The following is a 21,466-nucleotide window of genomic DNA, read 5'->3' on the forward strand; positions in this document are numbered from 1 at the left end:
GTCAGGCATGCGTTGCCACGCATGCCTCGGCCGGTGACCAACGGAGGTTTCAGGGAATGCCACAGCAGGTGCGCGGGGTGATCGCCCGGTCGAAGGGCGCGGCGGTCGAGCTGACCGACATCGTGGTCCCGGACCCCGGCCCCGGTGAAGTGGTCGTCGCGATCGCGGCGTGCGGCGTCTGCCACACCGACCTGACCTACCGCGAAGGCGGCATCAACGACGAGTTCCCGTTCCTGCTCGGCCACGAGGCCGCCGGCACGGTGGAAAGCGTCGGTGCCGGGGTCGAGGCCGTGCGGCCGGGCGACTTCGTCGTCCTCAACTGGCGTGCGGTCTGCGGGCAGTGCCGGGCGTGCAAACGCGGCCGCCCACAATACTGCTTCAACACGTTCAACGCGACGCAGCGCATGACGCTGACCGACGGCACCGAGCTGACCCCGGCGCTGGGCATCGGCGCGTTCGCGGAGAAGACCCTCGTGCACGCCGGGCAGTGCACGAAGGTGGACCCGACCGTGGACCCGGCGGTCGCCGGCCTGCTCGGCTGCGGCGTGATGGCCGGGCTCGGTGCCGCGGTCAACACCGGCGGCGTCAGCCGCGGCGACTCCGTGGCGGTCATCGGCTGCGGGGGAGTGGGCGACGCCGCGATCGCCGGCGCGCGCCTCGCCGGCGCGACGACGATCATCGCCGTCGACCGCGACGACCGGAAGCTCACCTGGGCGCGCGACCTCGGCGCGACGCACACGGTCAACGCCTCGGACGCCAACGCGGTCGCCGCCGTCCAGGAGCTCACCGGCGGCTTCGGCGCCGACGTCGTGATCGACGCGGTCGGGCGCCCCGAGACGTGGCAGCAGGCGTTCTACGCGCGTGACCTGGCGGGCACCGTGGTGCTCGTCGGCGTCCCGACGCCGGACATGCGGCTCGAGATGCCGCTGCTGGACTTCTTCGCGCGCGGTGGCTCGCTGAAGTCGTCCTGGTACGGCGATTGCCTGCCGGAGCGTGACTTCCCGATGCTGATCGACCTGCATCGCCAGGGCCGGCTGCCGCTGGACAAGTTCGTCACCGAGCGGATCTCCCTCGACGACGTCGAAAAGGCCTTCCACACCATGCACGCGGGCGAGGTGCTGCGGTCGGTGGTGATCCTGTGAGCGGCGCGTTCCGGATCGACCGCGTCGTCACGTCGGGCGTTTTCGAGCTCGACGGCGGCACGTGGGACGTCGACAACAACGTCTGGCTCGTCGGTGACGACGACGAGGTGGTGGTCGTGGACGCCGCACACGACGAGAAGGCGATCACCGAGGTGGTCGGCGACCGCAACGTCGTCGGCATCGTGTGCACCCACGGCCACAACGACCACGTCACCGTCGCCCCGCAGCTGGGGGACCACCTCCACGCGCCGGTGCTGCTGCACCCGGCCGACCGGGAGCTGTGGGAGCTGACCCATCCCGGGCAGCGGTTCTGGCGCGCCGAGGACGGCGAACGGATCGCGGTGGCGGGCACGGCACTGGAGTTCATCCACACGCCGGGGCACTCACCCGGCTCGATCTGTCTGTACCTGCCTGAGGCCGGCGCCCTGTTCACCGGTGACACGCTGTTCGCCGGCGGCCCCGGCGCGACCGGCCGCTCGTTCTCGGACTTCCCGACGATCATCTCGTCCATCCGGGACCGGTTGCTGGTCCTTCCGGAGGGCACCCGAGTCCACACCGGACACGGCGACGGCACGTCGGTCGGCGAGGAGTCACCGCACCTGGACGAGTGGATCGCCCGCGGTCACTGAGCGAGCCGGGCACCGCGGCCGCAGGTTGACCCCCACCGGGTTCGAACTCATCATGGGCAGAACCGTCGACCGGGCAGCGCGGGAACCGCTCGCCTGATCGTCCAGCCGACCCGTGGAGGCGCCGTGGCCAAGGCGAGAGCTCGCACTGGCAACGTTCCCTTCACCGCGACCAGCTTCGTCGGCCGGCGTCGGCAGCGCAAAGAAATCCGCGACCGGCTGTCGGCCGGCCGGCTGGTGAGCTTGATCGGCCCGGGGGGAGTGGGCAAAACCCGGTTGGCGTTGCAGTTCGCCGACGAGATGAGCCACCTCTTCGAAGACGGCGTGTACTTCGTCGAGCTGGCGTCCGTCTCGGACGGAGGCGACGTGCCGGCGGCGGTCGTCCACGCGCTGGGAATCGCGGACCAGTCGAATCGCGACGCCCTCACGAAACTGATCGACCACCTTCGCGATCGCGAGATCCTGCTCATCCTCGACAACTGCGAACACGTCCTCGCCGGGGCGGCCCTGGTGGTCCACGAGGTACTGCGCCACGCGCCCTCGGCTCGAATCCTGGTCACCACCCGAACGTCGCTGACCGTGACGGAGGAGCTGCTCTACCCGGTACCTCCGCTCACCGTTCCCGAGGACGCCGAGCCGGTCGGCCTCGAGTCGCTGGCGCAGTTCGAGTCGATCGGGCTGCTCCAGGAACGTGCCGTGGCCGCGTCCCCCGATTTCGTCCTCGGCGAGCACAACGCCGCGGCAGCAGCGCGGTTGTGCATTCAGCTGGAGGGCATTCCGCTGGCCATCGAGCTGGCGGTCGCCCGGATGCGCATTCTTTCGCTCGAGCAGATCCTGGACCGGTTGTCGGACCGGTTCGGGCTGCTCACGATCGGCAGCCGATCGGCGGCGCCACGACAGCAGACCCTCCGGTCGCTCGTGGACTGGAGTTTCGACCTCTGCACGGAAGCGGAACGCCGGCTCTGGGCGCGCCTCTCCGTGTTCGCGGGCAGTTTCGACCTGACGGCGGCCGAAGGCGTGTGCGACGACGACGGTGGCCCCACGCTCGATCTCTTGAGCTCCCTGGTGAACCAGTCCGTGCTGAACGTCGAGGACCAGGAATCTTCGAGGCGTTTCCGGATGCTGGAGACCATCCGCGCGTACGGCGCGGAGGTACTCGAGCTCACCGGGGACTCGGAGCGGCTCCGCGGCCGCCACCGGCAGTACTTCCTCGACGTGGTCAAGGATCTGGAGCGTTCGTGGAGCGGGCCCGACCAGGCCGCGTCGGCCAAGTGGATGCGAGTCGAGCGGGAAAACCTCCGAGCCGCGTTCGAAACCGCCGCCCCGGGCAGCAGCTACCAGCTCGAACTGGTCGCCGGGCTGCGCTACCGCTGGTACGCCGACGGGTACATCGCCGAGGGCCGCAGCTGGGCCGACGAAGCGCTCGACGCGCCGGAGGGCGACCGCGCGCCCACGGCGGCTCGGGCGAAAGCGCTTTGGGTCGCCGCCAGGGTGGGCCTGCTCCAAGGCGACCAGGAGGCGGCGGCACAGCGCCTCGATGAGTGTGAGGGCCTGGCGGCGCGGCTTCACCTGGCCGATGCGTCGGCCCACTGCCGCAGTCTGCGGGGGCTCGCCGCGCAGCTTCGGGGCGACCTCGCCGAGGCCGAGAGCCACTTCGAGGCCGCGCTGCGAGAGCTGGCCGACGTCGGCGAGACTCCGGAATGGCTGATGGCGTCCTTCGAATACGCCGTCACGCTTTCCCTTGCCGGCCGCAGTGCGGACTCGTTGGCCGTCAGCACGTCGGCGCTGGGCGTGTGCTGTCAGCGGGACGAACGCTGGGCGCGTTCGTACTTGAAATGGAGCCAAGGCCTCGATCAGTGGCTGCAAGGCGACTGCGCCGCCGCGCAGACGACCGCCGTCGACGCGCTTCGCGATCATCGCGACTTCGATCCGTCCTTGGGCACCGCGTTGATGACCGAGCTCCTCGCCTGGATCGCGGGGTCGACCGGTCGGTGCGAGCGCGCGGCTCAGCTGCTCGGCGCGTCTCGAAGCCTTTGGCAGCGCACGGGTACGGAACTGGTGGCGTTCGGCCCGAAGCTCACCGGCTACCACTCCGCCTGCCTCGCTCAGCTCGAACAGGCCATGCCTGCCCGCGCGCTGGCCACGGCCATGCAGGCGGGGGCCAAACGATCTCCGACGGGAATCATCGCCTACGCACTGGCGGAACAAGTCACCGAGCCGACCGCCGAGGGCGAACCACCCGTGCTCACCAGCCGGCAACAGGAGATCGCCGCGTTGATCTCGAAAGGGCTGACCAGCCCGCAGATCGCAGCGGCTCTGGTGATCTCCGTGCGCACGGTGGAGAGCCACATCGACAACATCATGACGCGCCTGGGGTTCGGCTCACGCAGCCAGATCGCGTCTTGGTACATCGCCCAGTCGCTCTGACCGGACGGCGTAACCCACCACACGAGCCAGGCCAGGTCCACCGTGGGGGCCCTGGCCTGGCTCGTCTCGTCGCGAAGCCTCGTCACATTTCGTTGCAGTACTGGACCTCGCAGCTCACGGTCGCTTCGCCAACGTCAGCCGAGTACGGACATCCGCAACTTCCGTACCGCCTCCCGTGATCTCCCCCATGTGCGTGGCCCCACCGTGACGGAGATTACAAGGGCTGCCAGTCAGCGACGCGCGAACCGGCCGAGTCGCCGGCGTGCGGTGGTGCAACGAAGCACACGTCGGGGCACCCGGCGAAATCCGAAGGAGTCCCCATGGCATCGCAGTTCGAGGCCGGACACTCCGGTCAGCAGCCCCGGTGGGCGGACCCCGAGAACCAGACGCACGACGACCTCGAAATGGAGGTCAAGGCGAAGACGCCGATCACCGACACCATCACGCAGCTGACGCTCGTCCGCGCCGACGGTCGTGACCTCCCCGCGTGGACGCCGGGGGCGCACGTCGATCTCGTCCTGGGACCGGACCTGGTCCGGCAGTACTCCCTGTGCGGCAAGCCGAGCGACCTTCGTTCGTGGCAGGTGAGCGTGCTGTACCAACCGGATGGCCGGGGCGGCTCCGCACGCGTCCACCAGGACCTGCGCGAAGGTGAAAGCCTCACCGTTCGGGGACCTCGCAACAACTTCCGGCTCGTCGAGGCGCCCCGGTACCTGTTCATCGCCGGCGGGATCGGCATCACCCCGATCCTCCCGATGATCGAGTCGGTCGATCGGGCGGGCGCCGCCTGGTCGTTGGCCTACGGCGGCCGCAGCCGGGGCAACATGGCGTTCGCCGATGACCTGAAACAGGTTCACCGCGACCGCGTGACCCTGGTTCCGGAAGACACCCACGGCCGCATCGATCTCGCGGGCATCCTCGCCGGAGCCGGTTCGGGTACCGCGGTGTACGTGTGCGGCCCGGAGGGGCTGCTGTGCGCGGTGGAGGCGATGGCCGCGGACCTCGGAATCGCCGGCCAGATCCACCTGGAGCGGTTCACTCCCAAGACCCAGCTCGAAGAGACCGTCCTCGACAATTTCGAAGTCGAATTCGTGCGAAGTGGCATCACCGTTTCGGTCGGGCCGGACGAGTCGATCCTCGGTGTCGCGCGGGCGGCCGGTATCCCCGCACCGTTCTCCTGTTCGGAAGGCACGTGCGGGACCTGCGAAACGAACATCGTGTCGGGCCGCGCAGACCACCGCGACTCGGTTCTCAGTCCTGTGGAGCAGGAAGAGAACAGCACGTTGATGATCTGCATCAGCCGAGCCGCGTGTCCGAAGATCCGGCTCGATCTCTGATCGCACACCGAAAAGAGGAAGGTTGCCCATGGACAGCGCTGTCAGCAGCAACGAACCGGCGGCCGGGTGCCCGGTCGCGCACACCGCCGCGGGTTTCTCGTTCTTCGGCCGTGAATACCAGGAGAATCCGGGAGCCTCGCTGGCGTGGGCCCGCGAGAGCCGGCCGGTGTTCTACAACGACGACTCGGACTACTGGGTCGTCACGCGACACGAAGACGTCAAATCGGTTTTCAGCCAGTTCACCAAGTTCTCCGCGGCCATCACCCTGACGCCGGTCACGCCGCCTTCCGCGGAAGCGGGTGCGCAACTCGAGAAGTACGATTTCGCGCCCTGCCCCGTTCTCGCGGACTCAGACCCGCCGATGCACCGGCAGTACCGCCGGCTGAACGCGCCGGCCTTCATGCCCGACCGCATCGACCCCCTCGCCCCCTACATCCGGCAGACGACGAACGCCTACCTCGACCGCTTCGTCGGGCGCGGCCACGCCGATCTCATCGCCGACCTGCTCTGGGACATCCCGTGCCTGGTCGCCCTGCAGTTCCTGGGGATTCCCGAAGAGGACGTCGACACCGTGCGCAGGCTGGCCACGTCGATGACCGAGTTCGTCTGGGGACGGCCGAGTCCTGAGGAGCAGGTGCGGGCCGCCGACGGCCTTGGCCAGTTCTGGGCGATGGGTGAGCGCGTGATCGAGAAGCTCAAGGAGCTCGCCGATCCGCCCGGGTGGCTGGGCCACGCGATCAAGATGCAGCGCGAACACCCGGAGGTCATCTCCGACACCTGGCTGCAGACGAACGTCATGGGCGGCGCGATGGCGGCCCACGAAACCACGACGAACGCCACCGCGAACGCGGTCGTGACCCTGCTGCGCAACCGCGACCAGTGGGATCGCCTGTGCGCGCAGCCGTCGCTGATCCCCGCGGCGGTCGAGGAGTGCTTGCGGCTCAACCCTTCCGTGGCCGCCTGGCGCCGGATCGCGAAGGAGGACGTGCGCGTCGGCGACGTGACGATTCCGGCGGGGGCGAAGATCCTCATGGTGATCGCGTCGGCGAACCAGGACGACGCGGTGTTCGAGGAGCCCGAACGGTTCGACATCGACCGGGACGCCAAGGCGCACATCGCGTTCGGCGCCGGCACGCACATGTGCCTGGGCAACCACCTCGCGCGGCTCGAGATGGTGATCTACCTCGAGGAGCTGACGCGGCGCCTGCCGCACATGACTCTCGACCACCAGGAGTTCCGCTACGTGCCGAACACCTCGTTCCGGGGCCCGGAATCGCTGCACGTCAGCTGGGACGTCGAAAAGAACCCCGTCCTCACCTGAACGGCGCCCGCACGGGTTCCACGGTCCGACGACGAACGGAGAAAGCTCTCATGATCACCGATTCCCGGGTGGCCGGTCGCGAGATCGTGTTCACGAACTCGCACGGCAGCCGCGTGTCGCACCGGTTCGGCGCGACGATCGTCGAGTGGAGCTACGAGCCCGGCCCCGGCGACCCGCACCCGGTGGTCTCCGGGCGGGACGACTACGAGGCCTTCGACATCGCGGAAGGGTTGGTGTACACACAGTTCCACCATCGCCGCGACGTGCCGAACGTGGCTGTGAGCCTCGTCCTCGACTTCGAACACGGCCGCAGCCTCGCCGTCGTGAGCACGATCGGGGAGCCGGCCGACGACCGGACCAGGGGGCAGCACACGTTCCTGCCGGGCCTCATCGAGGGGCTGGCGACGAGCGGAGCGGAACCGGCACCCACGGCGGCGCTCCTGGGCCGGCGCGTGCTCTGGACTTACGGCGACGGGCACCGCTACGAGCACGTCCACCTCGAACCGCGTTCGTACTCCTGGCGCTGCGTGGCCGGTCCCGCGGCGGGTCTCGCAGGTGCCGACGAGTGCACGACCTATGAACTGAGGCCCGAAATCTACGTCCTCGCCGCGCGGGAGAATGCGGCCCCGTCGGCCTCGGTCACCATTGCCGATCACCGCGACCTCGCAGCCCTGCGCTCGTACGGGGCGGTCTTCGGGTTGGCCGGGACCGGCGAACGGCCGACGCAGACCACTTTCGGCGCGGTCGGCGAATTACTGGGCCACGCCGCGACCACCGTCTGAACACCGGACGGGGCGCACCTCGCGCCCGTCCTCGTAGAAGGGAAAAAGCCATGCTGGCCAAGGGAAACGTCAAGGTCACCGATCTCCTCCACGCCACTCCGCCCTCGATCCCCGAGGGTTCGCACGCGATGACACAGCTCGTCGAGCTCCCGCCGGCCGACCCGGGGCTCGCGCCGCACCGGCACTCCGGACCGGTGTTCGGTTATGTGACCGAAGGCAAGATCTTCTTCGAGCTGGAAGGCGAGGAGCCCCGCGAGATCGTTGCGGGCGAGGCGTTCTGGGAGCCCGGCGGCGACGTCGTGCACTACCAGGTCGCGAACCCTGACCCGGACTCCTGGGCGCGGTTCGTTGCCGTGTGCATCTGCGCTCCCGGCGTGGAGATGATCACCATGCTGGAGCCGGAAGAGATCGTGGCTCGCGATCACCTGCGCCACCCCAGCGCCCGGCAGCACCAGGGCTGAGCGTCGCCGCGACCGGATCCCAACGAGACGAGGAGTCATGTCAGTACTGTCGCGACGGCCGGTGGCCGACATCGTCGCCCGCAGGTTCGCCGCCAAGATCAACTCGGCGATCCACCCCGCCGGTGAACCCCGGTTCCCTGAAATCGTCGTCCGCACCGCCTACCTCAACGTCGAAACTCGCCACGGTCCGGTCGCCGCGACGCTGTACTTCCCGCCGTCCCCGGCCGGCGTTCCCGGCGTGTACGTCAACGCCCACGGCGGCGGCTTCGTCGTGGGGCACCGGCAACAGGACGACGCCTGGTGCCGGTTCCTCGCCGCCAACGCCAATGTCGTCGTGCTCAACACCGACTACGCACTGGCCCCGCAAACGCGGTTCCCCACGCCCGTCGAACAGTTCTACGACGTGGTCAGCTGGGCCTCGGAACCGGAGCGAGACTGGGACGGCACGCGCCTGTGCGTCGGCGGCCAGAGCGCAGGCGGCAATCTGTCCGCGGCCGTGGCGCGGATGGCGCTGGAGAACGCCGGCCCCGACATCTCGTTGCAGATCCTGCACTACCCGCCGCTCGACATCGTCACCCCGCCCGCCCGGAAGCCGACCCCGCTGGGCTCGAAAGCGGTGCTGCAGCCCTGGCTCTGCGAGGTCTTCGACACCGCCTACGTGCCTGACCGCGCGATGCGCCGTCACCGCTTCGTCTCACCGGCGTGGGGCGACAACGCCGACGGCATCGCGGGCATCGCGCCGGCCCTGGTCATCACCGCGCAGTACGACCGGCTGCGCAACGAGGCCAAGCAGTACGCGGACAAGCTCTCCGCTGCCGGGGCGCTTGCCGAGTACGTCGAGGTGTCCGATGTGGACCACGGCTACGACATCATGACGGACGAGACGGAGACGATCCGCAGGATGTACTCGTTGATCACCGGTCACGTCAACCGCGCCATCGGCTGATGATCCGGGACCTCGTTCTTCGGTGGGTCGTCACCGCGCTCTGCGCTGCCTGCGCGGCTGAGCGCGTGCACGGAATCGCCGTCGGTCGCCTTCCTTGGCGGGGCGTCGTCGGCCATTCCTTGCACGCGCTCATGGCTCTCGCGATGGCGTTGATGGCGTGGCCGCGCGGTGCCGATCTTCCGACGGCGGGGCCTTTGGTGTTTTTCTCGCTGGCCTTCGTCTGGTTCACCGCCGTCGCGGTGCGGACCGCGCAGCACCGCCGGTCGAACGCCTACCACGCTCTGATGATGCTCGCGATGGCCTGGATGTACGCCGTGATGACCGACGGTCTGCTGCCAGCTCCGGTTGCCGCCGCCGATGTGGGTGGTGGCCATCACGGCTCTTCGATGCCCGCGATGCACCTGTCCGGCGTGCCCGTTGTGGCCACCACACCCGCCCAGGCCAGCGCCTCACCGCTCGTCACGGGACTCGACTGGCTGCTCACCATCGGCTCCGCCGTCGCCGGCGCTTGGTGGCTCTCGGAGCTCCTCGCGCGGCGCCGCACCAAGCCACCCGCCTCGGGGCGCGCCCAGCTCACCATCGCCACCCAGGCGTTGATGGCCGCGGGCATGGCCACCATGTCCGCCGCGATGATGTAGCCCCAGCGCCGACGGCTCCTACGAATCCTTTGTGGAGCTGACGTTCCGCCCCGGCACCGCTGAGTTACGTGGTCGCGCGCCCAGCGCGATGGTGGCGACGGCGCCGGCGACCATGCAGGCGCCGGCGACCCACAGGCCCGTGCGCTGGGTGCCGGTCAGGTCGCGCAGCCAGCCGGTGATGTACGGCGCCGCGAAGCCGGAGATGTTGCCCAGGGAGTTGATCAGTGCGATCCCTCCGGCAGCGGCAGCTCCGGCGAGGAAGTTCGACGGCAGTGCCCAGAACGTCGGCAGCGCGCAGCACACACCGACGGCGCAGATCGTCACGGCGACCATCGCGGCGTAGGGGTTGCCGAGGTACAGCGCGATCGGGATGGCGGCCCCGCCGACCAGCATCGGCAGCGCCACGTGCCATGTGCGCTCCCCGGTGCGGTCGCCGTGGCGCGCCCAGAACACCATCACCACCGCGCCGATCACGTACGGGATCGCGTTGACCAGCCCGGACTGGACCACAGTCAGCTTCGTGCCGAACTGGGCGCCGAACCCGGCGATGATCGTCGGCAGGAAGAAGCCGAGCGCGTACAACCCGTAGGCGACGGCGAAGTACACGAACGCCAGGGCGAGGATCCGCGGGTGGGTGAGTGCCTTCTTCAGCGGCCAGTGGTGCTCGGCAACGGTCGCCTTCCGTTCGTTTTCCAGCTCGGCGACGAGCCACTGCCGTTCGTCCGCGGCGAGCCACTTCGCGTTTTCCGGCTTGTCGGTGAGCCAGAACCAGGTCGCGAATGCCAGCAGAATCGCCGGGACACCCTCGACCAGGAACATGAACCGCCAGCCTTCCAGACCGAACACGCCGTGGCCGCCGACGATCAGAAGACTGGAGATCGTCGACCCGATCGCGGAGGAGACCGGCACGGCGACCATGAACAGCGCCACGGCCTTCGCACGCTGCGCGGCCGGGAACCAGTAAGTGAGGTACAGGATGATGCCGGGGAAGAAGCCGGCTTCGGCGACGCCGAGCAGGAATCGCAGGATGATCAGCGTGGTCGCGTTGGGCACGAAGGCCAGCACGGTGGCGAGGACACCCCAGGTGATCATGATCCGCGCCAGCCACCGCCGGGCGCCGAACCGATGCAACGCGAGGTTGCTCGGCACTTCGAGGATGAGGTAGCCGAGGAAGAAGATGCCGGAGACGAAGCCGAACGCCGTGGACGTCAAGCCGAGAGCTGTGTTCATCCCGTTGGGACCGGCGAAGCCGATGTTCACTCGGTCCAGGTAGTTCACGAAGTACAGCAGGGCCAGGAACGGCATGATCCGTATCGCCACTTTGGCGAGCACACGATCACCGGGCACGCTGGTCTCCCTTGACACGGGCAGTCCCCAATCTTCTCGTTTCCGACGGCGCCGACACCTCGGCAGCACGGAGAAGCCGCCGACCCCTCCGGCGAGGCATGCGTCGGCGCGGACTTGTCCGGCCGCTGCCACCCGCCTCGCTTCGAGCGCCGTGGCAAGATCGGAACCTGGGCGAATTCCGGGCCATTTCGGGCGACCGTAGCACAACGAGCGCTGTCGGTGACCGTCGACAGCGAGGCCCGCAACACGCTACCGACAGGGGGAGAGCAGCCCGATCGACGCCGGTGTCCTCGACTGCGGAGGCACCGTTTTGTGCAGGGGCGTTCCCGCCTCCGCCGTTGATGCGGTGCGCCGAGCTGACCGGTTTGGACAAGCGGCCAGAGCCGATTCCGGCGATCACCTCGACGACTGGCGGGGTGCCAACCCAGTGCGGTTCGATGGCTCCGCTCGTCGACTGCGAGGAGCCACTCGACACCGGTTGTCGACCGCTGGTTCAGGGGCAGTTGCACCAAGATCGGCACAGTGAAGACGCTCGTGCGCGACCGCGAAAATTCGAGCTGCTGTGTCTGAAATCTGCCACTCGCCTGCGCTGGCGCATGGACCCGAATCCGTGACCGCAGCGGTTCGAGCGGGCGAAGCCACAACGTGCTCGGGGCCACGACGATCGGCGGGTTTGGCTGGGGTCTCCGCCGCTGTGGCGATCGGGTGTCGATGCGCCATCGGTAACCTGGGCGCGAGAATCTGTCCCGTCATGTCTCCGGCTTGTACCGCTCGTCGGCCGCGCGATGGCCGCTCCATTGTCAAGTGTCGAGAAAGGATTCCGATGCACCGTCTCACCGTGCTCTACCGCCCGCCGCTGGACCCGGAGCACTTCCGCGACTACTACGTCAACACACACCTCCCTTTGGCCGTGAAACTTCCCGGCCTGGTCCGGTCGGACTACTCACTGGACGTGGCCGGATTCGGCGACGACAACCCGTATTTCGCCGTGTTCCACGGCGACTTCGAATCCGCTCAGGCCATGTCCGCCGCACTGGCGTCCGCAGCGGGCAAAGCCGTGGCCGGCGACGTGCCGAACTACGCCACCGGCGGCGTGGAGATGATCCATTACCCGCTGGCGTGAGCCGTGGCCCGAGCGGGAGGGGCTGTGCGATGCCGCCCCTCTCACTCGGTTGGGCTCCACGGCTGCGGCGGAAAAAAGTAGTTGCCGCCGAACCCGGTTTCGGTGGTCGGGATGGTGTAGCGGGAGTTGGCGACCCGGCCCGTGGTGTCCTCAACTGATGACGGTGTTGGTGTAGGTCCAGCCCGACGGTCCACCTGGGGTGGCTTTTTTCGTGTGTCGAATTCACGGTGGCACTCCCGATCTGCGCCACGGCAATCGATGAAAAGGCCGGTCGAACTCGTTCGGCTCTTGGACAAGACCGGATCCTCCTGATGCGCTGCATTGTCGCCACGGTCCCGTGGTCGCCGTTCCAGTTCGACGGCACGGAGGATCAGCTGATCGCTGCGCGTGTTCGGGGCAGGCGCGTCCGGAGCGGGACTTCGGCCGCTGTGGCACCGGAACGGTATGCCTCAGCATTCGCGCGCATCGTGCGGGGAGAGCGCGAACGAGCCCTGGCCTCGGTGCGCCCCCGGGACGCACCGAGGCCAGGAGACCCTCCCCGGCGTGGTGGTTCGTGGTCAGCCGCCCGCCATGGCGCCGATGATCAGGAACGGTTCGGCTCCCGACAGCACCGGTGCGGGCAGTTCGGTGTCCGGGGCGGTGTTCGACAGGTCTTCCTCGCAGGCGAAGAACCGGACGAACGCGCGGCGCTTGCCGGTGGTCGTGTCGCGGACGGTGCCGCGCAACTGGGGGTAGGTGCGTTCCAAAGCGTCCAGCAGGGTCTCGCGCGTCGGTGGGTCGTCGACCGGCAGCCGGATTTCGCCGTCGACCTTCGCCAGGCGGCGCAGGTGCGTGGGCAGCTTCACGCGGACGACTGTCGTCATCGCAGGGTCTGTACTTCGACCGAGCACACCGCGGGCAGGTCGCGCACGATCGGGGCCCAGTTCTCGCCCGAATCGCGGGACGCGTAGACCTGGCCGCCGGTGGTGCCGAAGTAGATTCCTGCCTCGTCGAGGGAGTCGACGGCCATCGCGTCGCGCAGGATGTTGACGTAGCAGTTCTGCTGCGGCAGGCCGTTCGTGAGCGGCTCCCATTCGTCGCCGCCGGTGCGGCTGCGGTACACGCGCAGCTTGCCCTCCGGTGGGTAGTGCTCGGAATCGCTGTGGATCGGGACCACGTACACCGTTTCCGGTTCGTGCGGGTGCACCGCGATCGGGAAGCCGAAGTCGCTCGGCAGGTTGCCGCTGACCTCGCGCCAGTGCTCGCCGGCGTCGTCCGAGCGCATCACGTCCCAGTGTTTCTGCATGAACAGCACGTCCGGCCGCGACGGGTGCAGTGCGATCCGGTGCACGCAGTGCCCGACCTCGGCGTCCGGGTCCGGGATGCCGTCGGAGTGCAGCCCGCGGTTGATCGGCTGCCAGGTTTCGCCGCTGTCGTCGCTGCGGAACGCCCCGGCCGCGGAGATCGCGGCGAACATGCGTTCCGAGTTCCGCGGGTCGAGGATGATCGTGTGCAGGCACAAGCCGCCCGCGCCCGGCTGCCAGCGCGGTCCGGACGTGTGCTTGCGCAGCCCGGTGAGTTCCCGCCAGCTTTTCCCGCCGTCGGTGCTGCGGTACAGCGCAGCGTCCTGCGCTCCCGCGAACACCGTGTCCGGGTCTGTGAGCGACGGCTCCAGGTGCCAGATCCGGGTGAACTCCCACGGCCTGGGTGTGCCGTCGTACCAGAGGTGCTCGCCGGCGCCGCCCTCGTAGACGAAGTCGTGGCCGACCTGGTGCCAGGTCTTGCCGCCGTCGTCGGAGCGCTGGATCAGCTGCCCGAACCACGACGTGGACTGCGACGCGTACAGCCGGTCGGGGTCCGCGGGCGAACCTGCTAGGTGGTAGACCTCCCAGCCGCCGAAGTGCGGGCCGTCCACCTCCCAGTGCGTGCGGTCCTCGTCCGAGGTGAGGATGAATGCGCCCTTGCGCGTGCCGACCAGTACTCGAACTCCAGGCATGCCTGCTCCCTGCCTACGTTCCCTGACCCGCTCAACCTATTCGCGCCGGACGGGAGGCGCTTCTCCATTCTTGCGCTCCCGCAGAGGCCAGCGGGGGCAGCGCGACCAGCACCGGAGGCGACCACGACGGCGCGAGGTCCAGGTGGACGTCTTGGCGCAGCGGCACCGGACCAGGCCGGATCCGCACCGCCCGCGGGGCCGAGCCCACCGCTTGCACCGTCGGTGCGAGCTGCTCGCGCGGATCGGCGGCCGCCGGCAGGGCGCAGGCCAGCAGCCGGTAGGTGCCGGGCGGCACGCAAGTGAGCGTGAACTCCAGGTCAGGCCCGAGCAGCGCGCCGCTGACCGGGATGCCGCGCGCCGCCGACGCGGCGAACAGCCCGACGTAGACCGCCGGCCCGCCGTCCAGCGCGGCGAGCGCGGCCGGGCTCAGCAGTGCCCGGCCGGTGACGGCTCCACCCGCGCAGTCCGCGCCGGCCACCCGGACCGGAGCCGGCGGGTGGTCGGCGAGCAGGTCGGGCAGCTGCCGGAACCGGTGCGGGCTCACCCCGACCGCCGCGGTGAACCGCGTCGTGAAGGTGCCGGGCGCGGAGAACCCGACCTCGTGACAGATGTCGACGACCTTCTCACCGGTGTCCAGCAGCAGCTCCTTGGCGAGCTGGAACCGTTGCGCGGCGAGGAACTTGCCCGGCGGCATGCCGACCTGTCGCTCGAACGCGCGCGCCAGGTGGAACGGGCTGTACCGGACGTGGTCGGCCACGTCCTCGAGCGTGAGCTGCCGCATGCGTCCGGCGGCGAGGAACCTCGCCGCTTCGAGCACCGCATCCCGCATTGCACACCTCCGTTGGATGTGCCGCCATCGTAGTTTCGGGTCCCGACAATTCCGGCGACCTCGGCGCGCAGCCGTCCGCCGGATCGACCACGATCGTGGGCGTCCGACGCACGCCTGCACGTGGCCGTCCGCGAACTGCTGCGGCGTGAGGCAGTTCGGCTGTTTCATTACGGCTTCGCCGTCGCGCTGCCGCACCGGGCATTCGCCGCAAGTGCCGACCGTGCAGCCCCGTCGGCTCGGTAATCATCTGCCCGATCGGATAGTGGAGATTTACTCGCAGGTGGCGCCCGAGGTCGAGACCCGGCTAGGTGGCCTCCAACGTCGCCGGCACGGTGCGGGCAGTCTTGTTCGGATCCGGAGCTCGTGCTCGGCCAGGCGCACAACCAGCCCGGCGGGGCACGAGGTGCTCCTTGCCGACTGCGCGCCGGCAGCTGCATCAGCACGTCTGTGATGGCTCAACGGAGCAGTTAGTTGTGCCAAGCTACTTGCTCTCGCGCCAGGCAAGGGTGGCCAGTGCCGGCGCCTTTGGCCAGGACGATCCAGCTCGTCCAAGAGGGGTACATCAAGATCACCGAATCCTGAACGACACCCACCAGCGAATTCGGACAGCCTCGGTGTGCCCTGTGGCGAACCGGTCGCCGCAGGCATCCAGGCCGTATCGCGAACCCCCGAGAACGTAACATTCGCGCGGACACGGCACCTGTGAAGCTAGCTCCTCCGGAAACGCCGATCAGCCACGTGTGTCACCTGCACTCCGGGCGCTCGATCAGCTCTGAAGGTTCCGCCCCTTCGGAGGGTGCTGCCCCGGCTATGCGCGCGATCCCAGATCACATCTCACCGCTGCTCGAGGCTTCTCACCGCTGGCGCTGTCGAGCATTCCCAAACTCAAGCGTTGGTGGTACGAAAAATCGCCCTACCTGGAACCTTTGTTCCGGCGGGCAGTGATTCGTCACTGTGGAGCTAAGGGGACTCGAACCATTGACCCCCTCACTGCCAGTGAGGTTCGATCATGGCCCTGACCTGTGGTTATTGAGAACCCGCTGGTCGCCGGGTGCGATTGGTGACGGTTTGGCGCAGTTCGACTCGTCGAGAGTCGTTGATCACGCGTCGCTGCTCCAGATTTGCTCCAGGGCGTTTGGCACGTCTATCCGGAGTTTCGGCCGGAGTTGGACAGATGGCGCGGATCAGACGGTTGGTATCTGGGCGATCTGCTCGCTCTGTGCGCCTTCTGTGATGGCCAGGGTGACCTTGGCATCTTGTCCGCCGGTGTGGGGCTTTGCCAGCGCCGGGATGACAGGAATGATGTCGGTATCCGCGAACGCGGAAATGCCGGTATTGCGTCGGGAGTCTTCCGGCTTCGGTGGTCGGTGTTGTGTGCTGAGTTGTCCGGTTTGGACGAGTAGTGCGAAGCCGATTCCGGCGAGCGCGTCGACGATGAGGCTGGCGGGGGTTGGGACCCAACGCAGGTTGATGGCGACGTAACCGGCGACGAGCAGCCCGACCCAGAGACGAGGCTTCTCGCCGCGGTGCTGGTCGAGGATGAGTGCGGTGACGGCAAGGACGAGCGGGGCCATCATGATGAACACGCGGTCGGTGTCGGTGGCGAGCAATCTGCCGGCGAGGCAGCACCCGAAGAGCCAGAGGCTCGCGATAAGGAGTTCGCTGCGGAGTCCCTGGTGGCGGTACAGGCGATAGAGGCCGTAGGCGAAGACCAGCCAGAAGAAGTGAAAGGTCACGAAGAGGCTGAGCTGGGTGGTGTTCTTGCCGGCGGCGAGGGCGAAGCGGATGTTGTCCAGCAGGCTGGTGTTGGCTTGGCCGGTGCCGAAGCCGTAGCTTCCGCCGATGAGGTGCTGGGCCCAGAAGCGGTATCCGGCATAGGCGGCGATGGCGACGATGGTGGCGGCGAGCGCGATGAGGACGCGTCGGTCGCGTAGCGAGCGTTGGCGGGTCCAGGCGAGCAGCGGGTAGAGCGGGGCGAGTAGCAGCGCGGTTTCCTTGTTGATCGCGCCGATGATCACCACGATCGTGAACGGGATGAGCCGGCTGCGGAATGCGAGCCAGAGTGCCACGACGTAGATCAGGTTGTTGAGTGGGTCGACGAGGTCGGCGTCGGAGAAGGCGTAGGGCGCATACCAGAAGGTGCACGCCAGCGCGAGTGCCGTCAGGCCGGCGGTGAAGAGCTGCAGCCGCAGGTGGTTCCACAAGAACTCGAAGAACACGAGGATGGCCGCGAAGGTGGTGGTGACGGTGAGGACGAGCCACAGGGCGTCGAACGACATCCCGGTGAGCAGGTGCGCGCGGTGCACCAGCCAGGGGCTGAGCATCCTCAGCGCGAAGGGGTTCTCGACCGGGGCGCCGGTTTGCACCGACATCCGGTAGTAGTTCAGCGCGTCACCGAACAGGCGTGTGTGCGCGTCCCGCTGGACGTCCGCGTGGGAGATGACGTTGAGGAGCGTGACCGCGGCCAAAGCCAGGTAGGCCCAGGCTCGCTGGGACGCACGCGTGGCCCGCCCCACCCTGAGGCGTTGGTTGGACAATTCGGTCATGGCTCGTTTGTTTCACCTTCGCGAAGCTGGTTCTTTGAGTGGCAGACATTTCCGGCTCTCGAGTGAACGCTACCTCCGTCTGTGGCGGCTGATCATGGGCCGGGTAGTGAAATGCCGTGCGGGCCGCAAGCTGGCCCGCACGGCAGATCGGACTAACCGGCGTCAGTTGGGGAGGACGCAGGCGTTGCGTTCGGCTTCGACGTCGGTGAACTTCTGCCAGCCGCCGGCGCCGATGGTGGTGGGGCCGGGGCCCAGGTGTCGCTGTAGGGCAGGTAGCGGTACCAGCGCAGATCGCCGGTGGTGGTGACGGTGTAGAGCACGTCCGCGCCGGCGGAGGAGATGCGGCTGAAGCCGTTCCAGCCGCCGTTGCCGACGAGGTGCTTCGACTGGGTCCACTGGTGGGATCACCCCGGCCGGGCCACCGGCTAGATACTCGGCGGCGTGTTCATCGGCGGGGTGGCAGGCAAAATACTCAAGGGCGCCCGCGCCGGTGAGAAACCGGACACGCCCGCGGAGCGGCCCGGAGGGTCCCGGCGGTGAAGGCCACCTTGTCGGAATACTTCGACGGAGGCAGTCCGCCGAAGGTGTCCGACCTGCAGCGCTACGCGGGTGCCCAGGGCTGGACCAAGGAGCAGACACCAACCGGCCCGGAAAACTGCGTCGACGACAACGGCATCGTTCGCATGACGCTCAAGCAGGGAAGCGCACGAACGCCTGGCAGCGAAAACCCGCATGTCGATCTGCAAAACCAGGACGGCGTCCGCACTGACCCGTCCGGGAACCCGGTCACGAGGAAGAGTCCCGGGCAACCACACACCGATCACCTGGGATCAGTAAGCAAGAAGAACTACCCCGATTTCACCGACCTCGCCCAGGTGTGCTTGGAGGACAGCTACGTCCTGGCGATCAACGAACACCCGGAAGCAGTGTCGTTCACCCTCGACCTCGTGCTCACCCCCGGCCACTCCTGCTACCACGCGCCGCACCCGACGAGCAGCACTGCTACGCCGACGCCACCCTGACCATCGGCAGCGCCACGAAGATCGACTGGATCACCCGCTCAGCCCGGACATATCGTGATGCCGCGGGCGAAGAGGACCTCGGCAACATCGACAGCCTCCGATACCACGACGGCTACTACGACATCACCGGTGACTGGGGCCACGTCCGCGTTCACACCGGAGCCACCCCGCAGCTCACCTTCACCCCCGAAGCATCCGACGCGACGTAGCCCCGGACATGTTCCGATACAGGCCGAATCGATGTGGATCGAGCGCGCCGACGAGCCCGGTGGCGTGGTTGCACCCAGTCCTCCTTGCTGCGGCGTGACCGGACCTGCCCTCCGGGTGCCCATTAGCTCTCAAGGTTCCGCCCCTTCGGAGGGTGCTGCCCCGGCTATGCGCGCGACCCCAGATTACATCTCACCGCTGCTCGAGGCTTCTCACCGCTGGCGCTGTCGAGCATTCCCAAACTCAAGCGTTGGTGGTACGAAAAATCGCCCTACCTGGAACCTTTGTTCCGGTGGGCGGTGATTCGTCACTGTGGAGCTAAGGGGACTCGAACCCCTGACCCCCTCACTGCCAGTAAGGTTCGATCAAGTCGCTGACCTGCGATTATGGAGAACCTGCTGGTCGGGCGTTGTTGTTGGTGGCTGTTGTGCGCAGTCTGAGACCGTTGATCACCGTTGATCACGTGCCACTGCTCCAGATTTGCTCCAAGATCGGTGTCGCCACGCAGGCCCCAGCGACGACTGTGGGCGCCGGGGATCGTGTGGGCTCAAGCGCCAGCGGGTTGGTAGCGGTCGTGGGGCGCTCTGGAGGACTGACAGAGAGTTACTTCTGGTCCCGATTGCGGCATTACAATAATTTGTCCGTTTTGCATGATCTGTGGCTTAATTGCTTTCAATGCGACTTGGGTCACACGGTCGCGATCCGTCAAATAGGCCGCTTGGTCTATTTCCTTGAGTAATCCCGTTTGGCAGAGCGATCTTGGGTTCGTCGGGGGCCGAGCAGGTTGGGCTGGTTGCTCTTGGCGAGGGGAATTTCGTGCGTTCTGTTGGAGGAACGCGGCCCGGGCCGACCAGTGGTCGTGGGCGGCAAGCCGTTCCCGCTCAAGCTCGGCGACGACCGCCAGGCGCGCGTCGAGGCGTGGGCGGCAGAGCGGGGGATCGGCAGTCGCGCGGAAGCCGTCCGTCAACTCGTTGACCTCGCCCTCGCTGCTGAAACCCGCGACGCCGCGCCGACGGTCACGAGCAGCTTCGGCGCGGTCGGGAACGACACCCAGGAAAGCCGATGATGCTGAAGCAGTACGTGCACGGGCCGAAACCTGGCTGCTGGCCGCTGAGCTGGCCATGACCGGGCAGCACCTCGACAACGCAACGCGCCGGCTGGTGCTCGACGAGCGCATCGTGCGACGCGCCCACCAGGCACGGGCTCGCGCGGGCGACCGCAGTGCAGAGCAGGTCCAGGGCCGCGCTGCCGTGCGCGCTGACGAACTTATCGTCGTCGGCAAAGCGCCGCTCGGCGTAGTTCGGATTCTCCGTCCGAGGAAGTCCACGAAGGACGCCTGCGGAGTGAAGTTGGCGGCGAAGTCACGGGCGTCGTGTCGGTTGAAGTCAGCGATCAGCTTCTCGGCGAGCATATCAATGCCATCGCGGCTCTTTCCCATGTCTCTCCCGTGCGCTTGTACTGCTGTCGCTTGCCCGCGGGTCGGCCGTGTGGGCACTTCGCTTGACAACCTCGACGACTGGGACCGCGTCGCTGAAGCCGGCCTCCGAATAACCAGCGCTCGCATCGTCGTGCCCAAATTCGACTACCGCCCCACCATTCTCCGCACCACCATCCCACCCGGCGATTACACCGCCCGCGGTCTACGCCAACGGATTCCGCACCATCTTTGACGACGGCCGCTTCGTCAACGACCGCTACCGCCTCATCCTCTGGCCCAGCGACATCCAATCCCGCCTCGCTGCTTGCGTAGCGACAACAAGCTGGTATATTGGTAAGTCCATTAGCCGGAATCGAGGGACGCCGCATGCCGAAGATCGTGTACGTGGACAGTGGCGGCGAGGAGCGGGTCGTCGACGCATCCGCTGGGGAGAGTGTCATGAGCGCGGCCGTGCGCGCGGGCGTTCCCGGGATCATCGGCGAGTGCGGGGGCTGCCTCTCGTGTGGCACTTGCCACGTGCGGGTGCGCGAAGAGTACGTGGATCAGGTTGGTGAGGTCGGTGACATGGAGGACGACCTCCTTGATCTCGCGGTCGGCGATCGGCAGGTCAACAGCCGCCTGTCTTGTCAGATTCAGATGACCTCGGAGCTGGACGGGCTGATCGTCGACGTGCCCGACGAGCAAGTCGTCTGACCTTGACTGCAGGATAGCCCATTGCCAGTGGCTCAATGGTCTGATATTCAATCCTATGACGGCTTCGCGATCGCCGGCGTGAAAGGACTTCAGCGTGCTCCGAACAGAGATCAACGAACTGCTGACGCAGACCGGGCCGGGGACCAAGATGGGCGCCCTGTTCCGGCGCTTCTGGCAGCCCGTCCTGCTGGCCGAGGAGCTGCCCGCCGACGACTGCCCGCCGGTGCGGGTCAAGATCCTGTCGGAGCGGCTGATCGCCTTCCGTGATTCGGAGGGTCGTTACGGCCTGATGGACGAGTTCTGCGCGCACCGCGGTGTCTCGCTGTGGTTCGGCCGCAACGAGGACGGCGGCCTGCGCTGCCCGTACCACGGCTGGAAGTACGACTACACCGGTCAGGCGATCGAGGTGCCGAGCGAGCCCGAGACCAGCAACTTCTGCGCCAACGTCAAGCTGAAAGCCTACCCGCTGGTCAAGCGCGGCGATGTGCTGTGGGCCTACTTCGGCGACCCGGAGACGCAACCGCCGCTGCCGGAGTGGGAGTTCGTGACCGTGCCGGAGGGACAGGCGTTCACGTCGAAGCGCTTTCAGGAGTGCAACTGGCTGCA

20 protein-coding genes, 1 tRNA gene and 1 pseudogene are annotated in these 21,466 nt (G+C 67.7%); 15 read left to right on the forward strand and 7 right to left on the reverse strand.

The window, feature by feature from the left end:
• Positions 1-56: 56 nt before the first annotated feature.
• From AB0F91_RS34470 to AB0F91_RS34510, 9 genes are all read left to right on the forward strand, one after another.
• Entirely contained in the window at positions 57-1,142 is a 1,086-nt protein-coding gene (locus AB0F91_RS34470) for an S-(hydroxymethyl)mycothiol dehydrogenase (protein ID WP_360604425.1), read from the forward strand.
• Positions 1,139-1,771 (forward strand): MBL fold metallo-hydrolase, encoded by a 633-nt coding sequence (locus AB0F91_RS34475; protein WP_360604427.1) that lies wholly within the window; start codon positions 1,139-1,141, stop codon positions 1,769-1,771. The genes AB0F91_RS34470 and AB0F91_RS34475 overlap by 4 nt, the downstream gene beginning before the upstream one ends.
• 123 nt (positions 1,772-1,894) lie before the next feature.
• Entirely contained in the window at positions 1,895-4,195 is a 2,301-nt protein-coding gene (locus AB0F91_RS34480; protein WP_360604429.1) for a LuxR C-terminal-related transcriptional regulator, read from the forward strand.
• A 320-nt stretch (positions 4,196-4,515) separates the two neighbouring features.
• Positions 4,516-5,532 (forward strand): PDR/VanB family oxidoreductase, encoded by a 1,017-nt coding sequence (locus tag AB0F91_RS34485; RefSeq protein WP_360604431.1) that lies wholly within the window; start codon positions 4,516-4,518, stop codon positions 5,530-5,532.
• A gap of 28 nt (positions 5,533-5,560) precedes the next feature.
• Positions 5,561-6,853: a cytochrome P450 gene (locus AB0F91_RS34490; RefSeq protein WP_360604433.1), complete on the forward strand. Its 1,293-nt coding sequence runs from the start codon at positions 5,561-5,563 to the stop codon at positions 6,851-6,853.
• Between the two features lie 50 nt (positions 6,854-6,903).
• The gene (locus AB0F91_RS34495; RefSeq protein ID WP_360604435.1) at positions 6,904-7,635 is read left to right on the forward strand and encodes a MoaF C-terminal domain-containing protein; all 732 of its coding nucleotides are present in this window, start codon (positions 6,904-6,906) and stop codon (positions 7,633-7,635) included.
• 50 nt (positions 7,636-7,685) lie between these two features.
• Positions 7,686-8,096 (forward strand): cupin domain-containing protein, encoded by a 411-nt coding sequence (locus tag AB0F91_RS34500; RefSeq protein WP_360604437.1) that lies wholly within the window; start codon positions 7,686-7,688, stop codon positions 8,094-8,096.
• A gap of 37 nt (positions 8,097-8,133) precedes the next feature.
• Entirely contained in the window at positions 8,134-9,042 is a 909-nt protein-coding gene (locus AB0F91_RS34505; RefSeq protein ID WP_360604439.1) for an alpha/beta hydrolase, read from the forward strand.
• Positions 9,042-9,680: a DUF5134 domain-containing protein gene (locus AB0F91_RS34510; protein ID WP_360604441.1), complete on the forward strand. Its 639-nt coding sequence runs from the start codon at positions 9,042-9,044 to the stop codon at positions 9,678-9,680. Before AB0F91_RS34505 ends, AB0F91_RS34510 begins: the two co-directional genes overlap by 1 nt.
• 18 nt (positions 9,681-9,698) lie before the next feature.
• Here AB0F91_RS34510 and AB0F91_RS34515 read toward each other — a convergent pair whose 3' ends face one another.
• The gene (locus tag AB0F91_RS34515; RefSeq protein WP_360604470.1) at positions 9,699-10,985 is read right to left on the reverse strand and encodes an MFS transporter; all 1,287 of its coding nucleotides are present in this window, start codon (positions 10,983-10,985) and stop codon (positions 9,699-9,701) included.
• Between the two features lie 865 nt (positions 10,986-11,850).
• Between AB0F91_RS34515 and AB0F91_RS34520 the strand changes: the two genes are divergently transcribed.
• Complete coding sequence (locus AB0F91_RS34520; RefSeq protein ID WP_360604443.1) at positions 11,851-12,150, forward strand: EthD family reductase; 300 nt, start codon at positions 11,851-11,853, stop codon at positions 12,148-12,150.
• Positions 12,151-12,707: 557 nt separating this feature from the next.
• Here the strand turns inward: AB0F91_RS34520 and AB0F91_RS34525 are convergent.
• From AB0F91_RS34525 to AB0F91_RS34545, 5 genes and pseudogenes are all read right to left on the reverse strand, one after another.
• Positions 12,708-13,013, reverse strand: a complete 306-nt coding sequence (locus AB0F91_RS34525; protein ID WP_360604445.1) for a MoaD/ThiS family protein — start codon at positions 13,011-13,013, stop codon at positions 12,708-12,710.
• Complete coding sequence (locus AB0F91_RS34530; protein ID WP_360604447.1) at positions 13,010-14,125, reverse strand: sialidase family protein; 1,116 nt, start codon at positions 14,123-14,125, stop codon at positions 13,010-13,012. The genes AB0F91_RS34525 and AB0F91_RS34530 overlap by 4 nt, the downstream gene beginning before the upstream one ends.
• Before the next feature lie 31 nt (positions 14,126-14,156).
• Entirely contained in the window at positions 14,157-14,954 is a 798-nt protein-coding gene (locus AB0F91_RS34535) for a helix-turn-helix transcriptional regulator (protein ID WP_360604449.1), read from the reverse strand.
• Between the two features lie 1,184 nt (positions 14,955-16,138).
• Positions 16,139-17,500, reverse strand: a complete 1,362-nt coding sequence (locus tag AB0F91_RS34540; protein WP_360604451.1) for a hypothetical protein — start codon at positions 17,498-17,500, stop codon at positions 16,139-16,141.
• A 152-nt stretch (positions 17,501-17,652) separates the two neighbouring features.
• Positions 17,653-17,886 (reverse strand): annotated as a pseudogene (locus tag AB0F91_RS34545) (hypothetical protein); the annotation flags it as partial.
• 150 nt (positions 17,887-18,036) lie between these two features.
• Here AB0F91_RS34545 and AB0F91_RS34550 point away from each other — a divergent pair.
• On the forward strand, positions 18,037-18,522 hold the full coding sequence (locus AB0F91_RS34550; RefSeq protein ID WP_360604453.1) for a hypothetical protein: 486 nt from the start codon (positions 18,037-18,039) through the stop codon (positions 18,520-18,522).
• Between the two features lie 520 nt (positions 18,523-19,042).
• Here the strand turns inward: AB0F91_RS34550 and AB0F91_RS34555 are convergent.
• Positions 19,043-19,205, reverse strand: a tRNA-Ser gene (locus AB0F91_RS34555).
• Between the two features lie 383 nt (positions 19,206-19,588).
• Between AB0F91_RS34555 and AB0F91_RS34560 the strand changes: the two genes are divergently transcribed.
• The 4 genes from AB0F91_RS34560 to AB0F91_RS34575 form a co-directional block, all read left to right on the forward strand.
• Positions 19,589-19,795 carry a hypothetical protein gene (locus AB0F91_RS34560; RefSeq protein WP_285969901.1) on the forward strand — a complete coding sequence of 69 codons (207 nt, stop codon included), beginning with the start codon at positions 19,589-19,591 and terminating at the stop codon, positions 19,793-19,795.
• A gap of 55 nt (positions 19,796-19,850) precedes the next feature.
• Positions 19,851-20,399 carry a hypothetical protein gene (locus AB0F91_RS34565; RefSeq protein ID WP_360604455.1) on the forward strand — a complete coding sequence of 183 codons (549 nt, stop codon included), beginning with the start codon at positions 19,851-19,853 and terminating at the stop codon, positions 20,397-20,399.
• 134 nt (positions 20,400-20,533) lie between these two features.
• Positions 20,534-20,860 carry a 2Fe-2S iron-sulfur cluster-binding protein gene (locus tag AB0F91_RS34570; RefSeq protein ID WP_285969900.1) on the forward strand — a complete coding sequence of 109 codons (327 nt, stop codon included), beginning with the start codon at positions 20,534-20,536 and terminating at the stop codon, positions 20,858-20,860.
• 94 nt (positions 20,861-20,954) lie between these two features.
• The coding region (locus AB0F91_RS34575) for a Rieske 2Fe-2S domain-containing protein (protein ID WP_360604458.1) at positions 20,955-21,466 on the forward strand (512 nt) is incomplete at its 3' end.

The organism is Amycolatopsis sp. NPDC023774, from assembly GCF_040639695.1.
GTDB lineage: Bacteria > Actinomycetota > Actinomycetes > Mycobacteriales > Pseudonocardiaceae > Amycolatopsis.

Bases quoted from the DNA above. Each gene is read 5' to 3' on its own strand.
- AB0F91_RS34470 (WP_360604425.1), top strand. From the start codon at position 57: ATGCCACAGCAGGTGCGCGGGGTGATCGCCCGGTCGAAGGGCGCGGCG.
- AB0F91_RS34485 (WP_360604431.1), top strand. From the start codon at position 4,516: ATGGCATCGCAGTTCGAGGCCGGACACTCCGGTCAGCAGCCCCGGTGG.
- AB0F91_RS34490 (WP_360604433.1), top strand. From the start codon at position 5,561: ATGGACAGCGCTGTCAGCAGCAACGAACCGGCGGCCGGGTGCCCGGTC.
- AB0F91_RS34495 (WP_360604435.1), top strand. From the start codon at position 6,904: ATGATCACCGATTCCCGGGTGGCCGGTCGCGAGATCGTGTTCACGAAC.
- AB0F91_RS34500 (WP_360604437.1), top strand. From the start codon at position 7,686: ATGCTGGCCAAGGGAAACGTCAAGGTCACCGATCTCCTCCACGCCACT.
- AB0F91_RS34505 (WP_360604439.1), top strand. From the start codon at position 8,134: ATGTCAGTACTGTCGCGACGGCCGGTGGCCGACATCGTCGCCCGCAGG.
- AB0F91_RS34510 (WP_360604441.1), top strand. From the start codon at position 9,042: ATGATCCGGGACCTCGTTCTTCGGTGGGTCGTCACCGCGCTCTGCGCT.
- AB0F91_RS34515 (WP_360604470.1), bottom strand. From the start codon at position 10,985: ATGCCGTTCCTGGCCCTGCTGTACTTCGTGAACTACCTGGACCGAGTG.
- AB0F91_RS34520 (WP_360604443.1), top strand. From the start codon at position 11,851: ATGCACCGTCTCACCGTGCTCTACCGCCCGCCGCTGGACCCGGAGCAC.
- AB0F91_RS34525 (WP_360604445.1), bottom strand. From the start codon at position 13,013: ATGACGACAGTCGTCCGCGTGAAGCTGCCCACGCACCTGCGCCGCCTG.
- AB0F91_RS34530 (WP_360604447.1), bottom strand. From the start codon at position 14,125: ATGCCTGGAGTTCGAGTACTGGTCGGCACGCGCAAGGGCGCATTCATC.
- AB0F91_RS34535 (WP_360604449.1), bottom strand. From the start codon at position 14,954: ATGCGGGATGCGGTGCTCGAAGCGGCGAGGTTCCTCGCCGCCGGACGC.
- AB0F91_RS34540 (WP_360604451.1), bottom strand. From the start codon at position 17,500: ATGACCGAATTGTCCAACCAACGCCTCAGGGTGGGGCGGGCCACGCGT.
- AB0F91_RS34565 (WP_360604455.1), top strand. From the start codon at position 19,851: ATGACCGGGCAGCACCTCGACAACGCAACGCGCCGGCTGGTGCTCGAC.
- AB0F91_RS34570 (WP_285969900.1), top strand. From the start codon at position 20,534: ATGCCGAAGATCGTGTACGTGGACAGTGGCGGCGAGGAGCGGGTCGTC.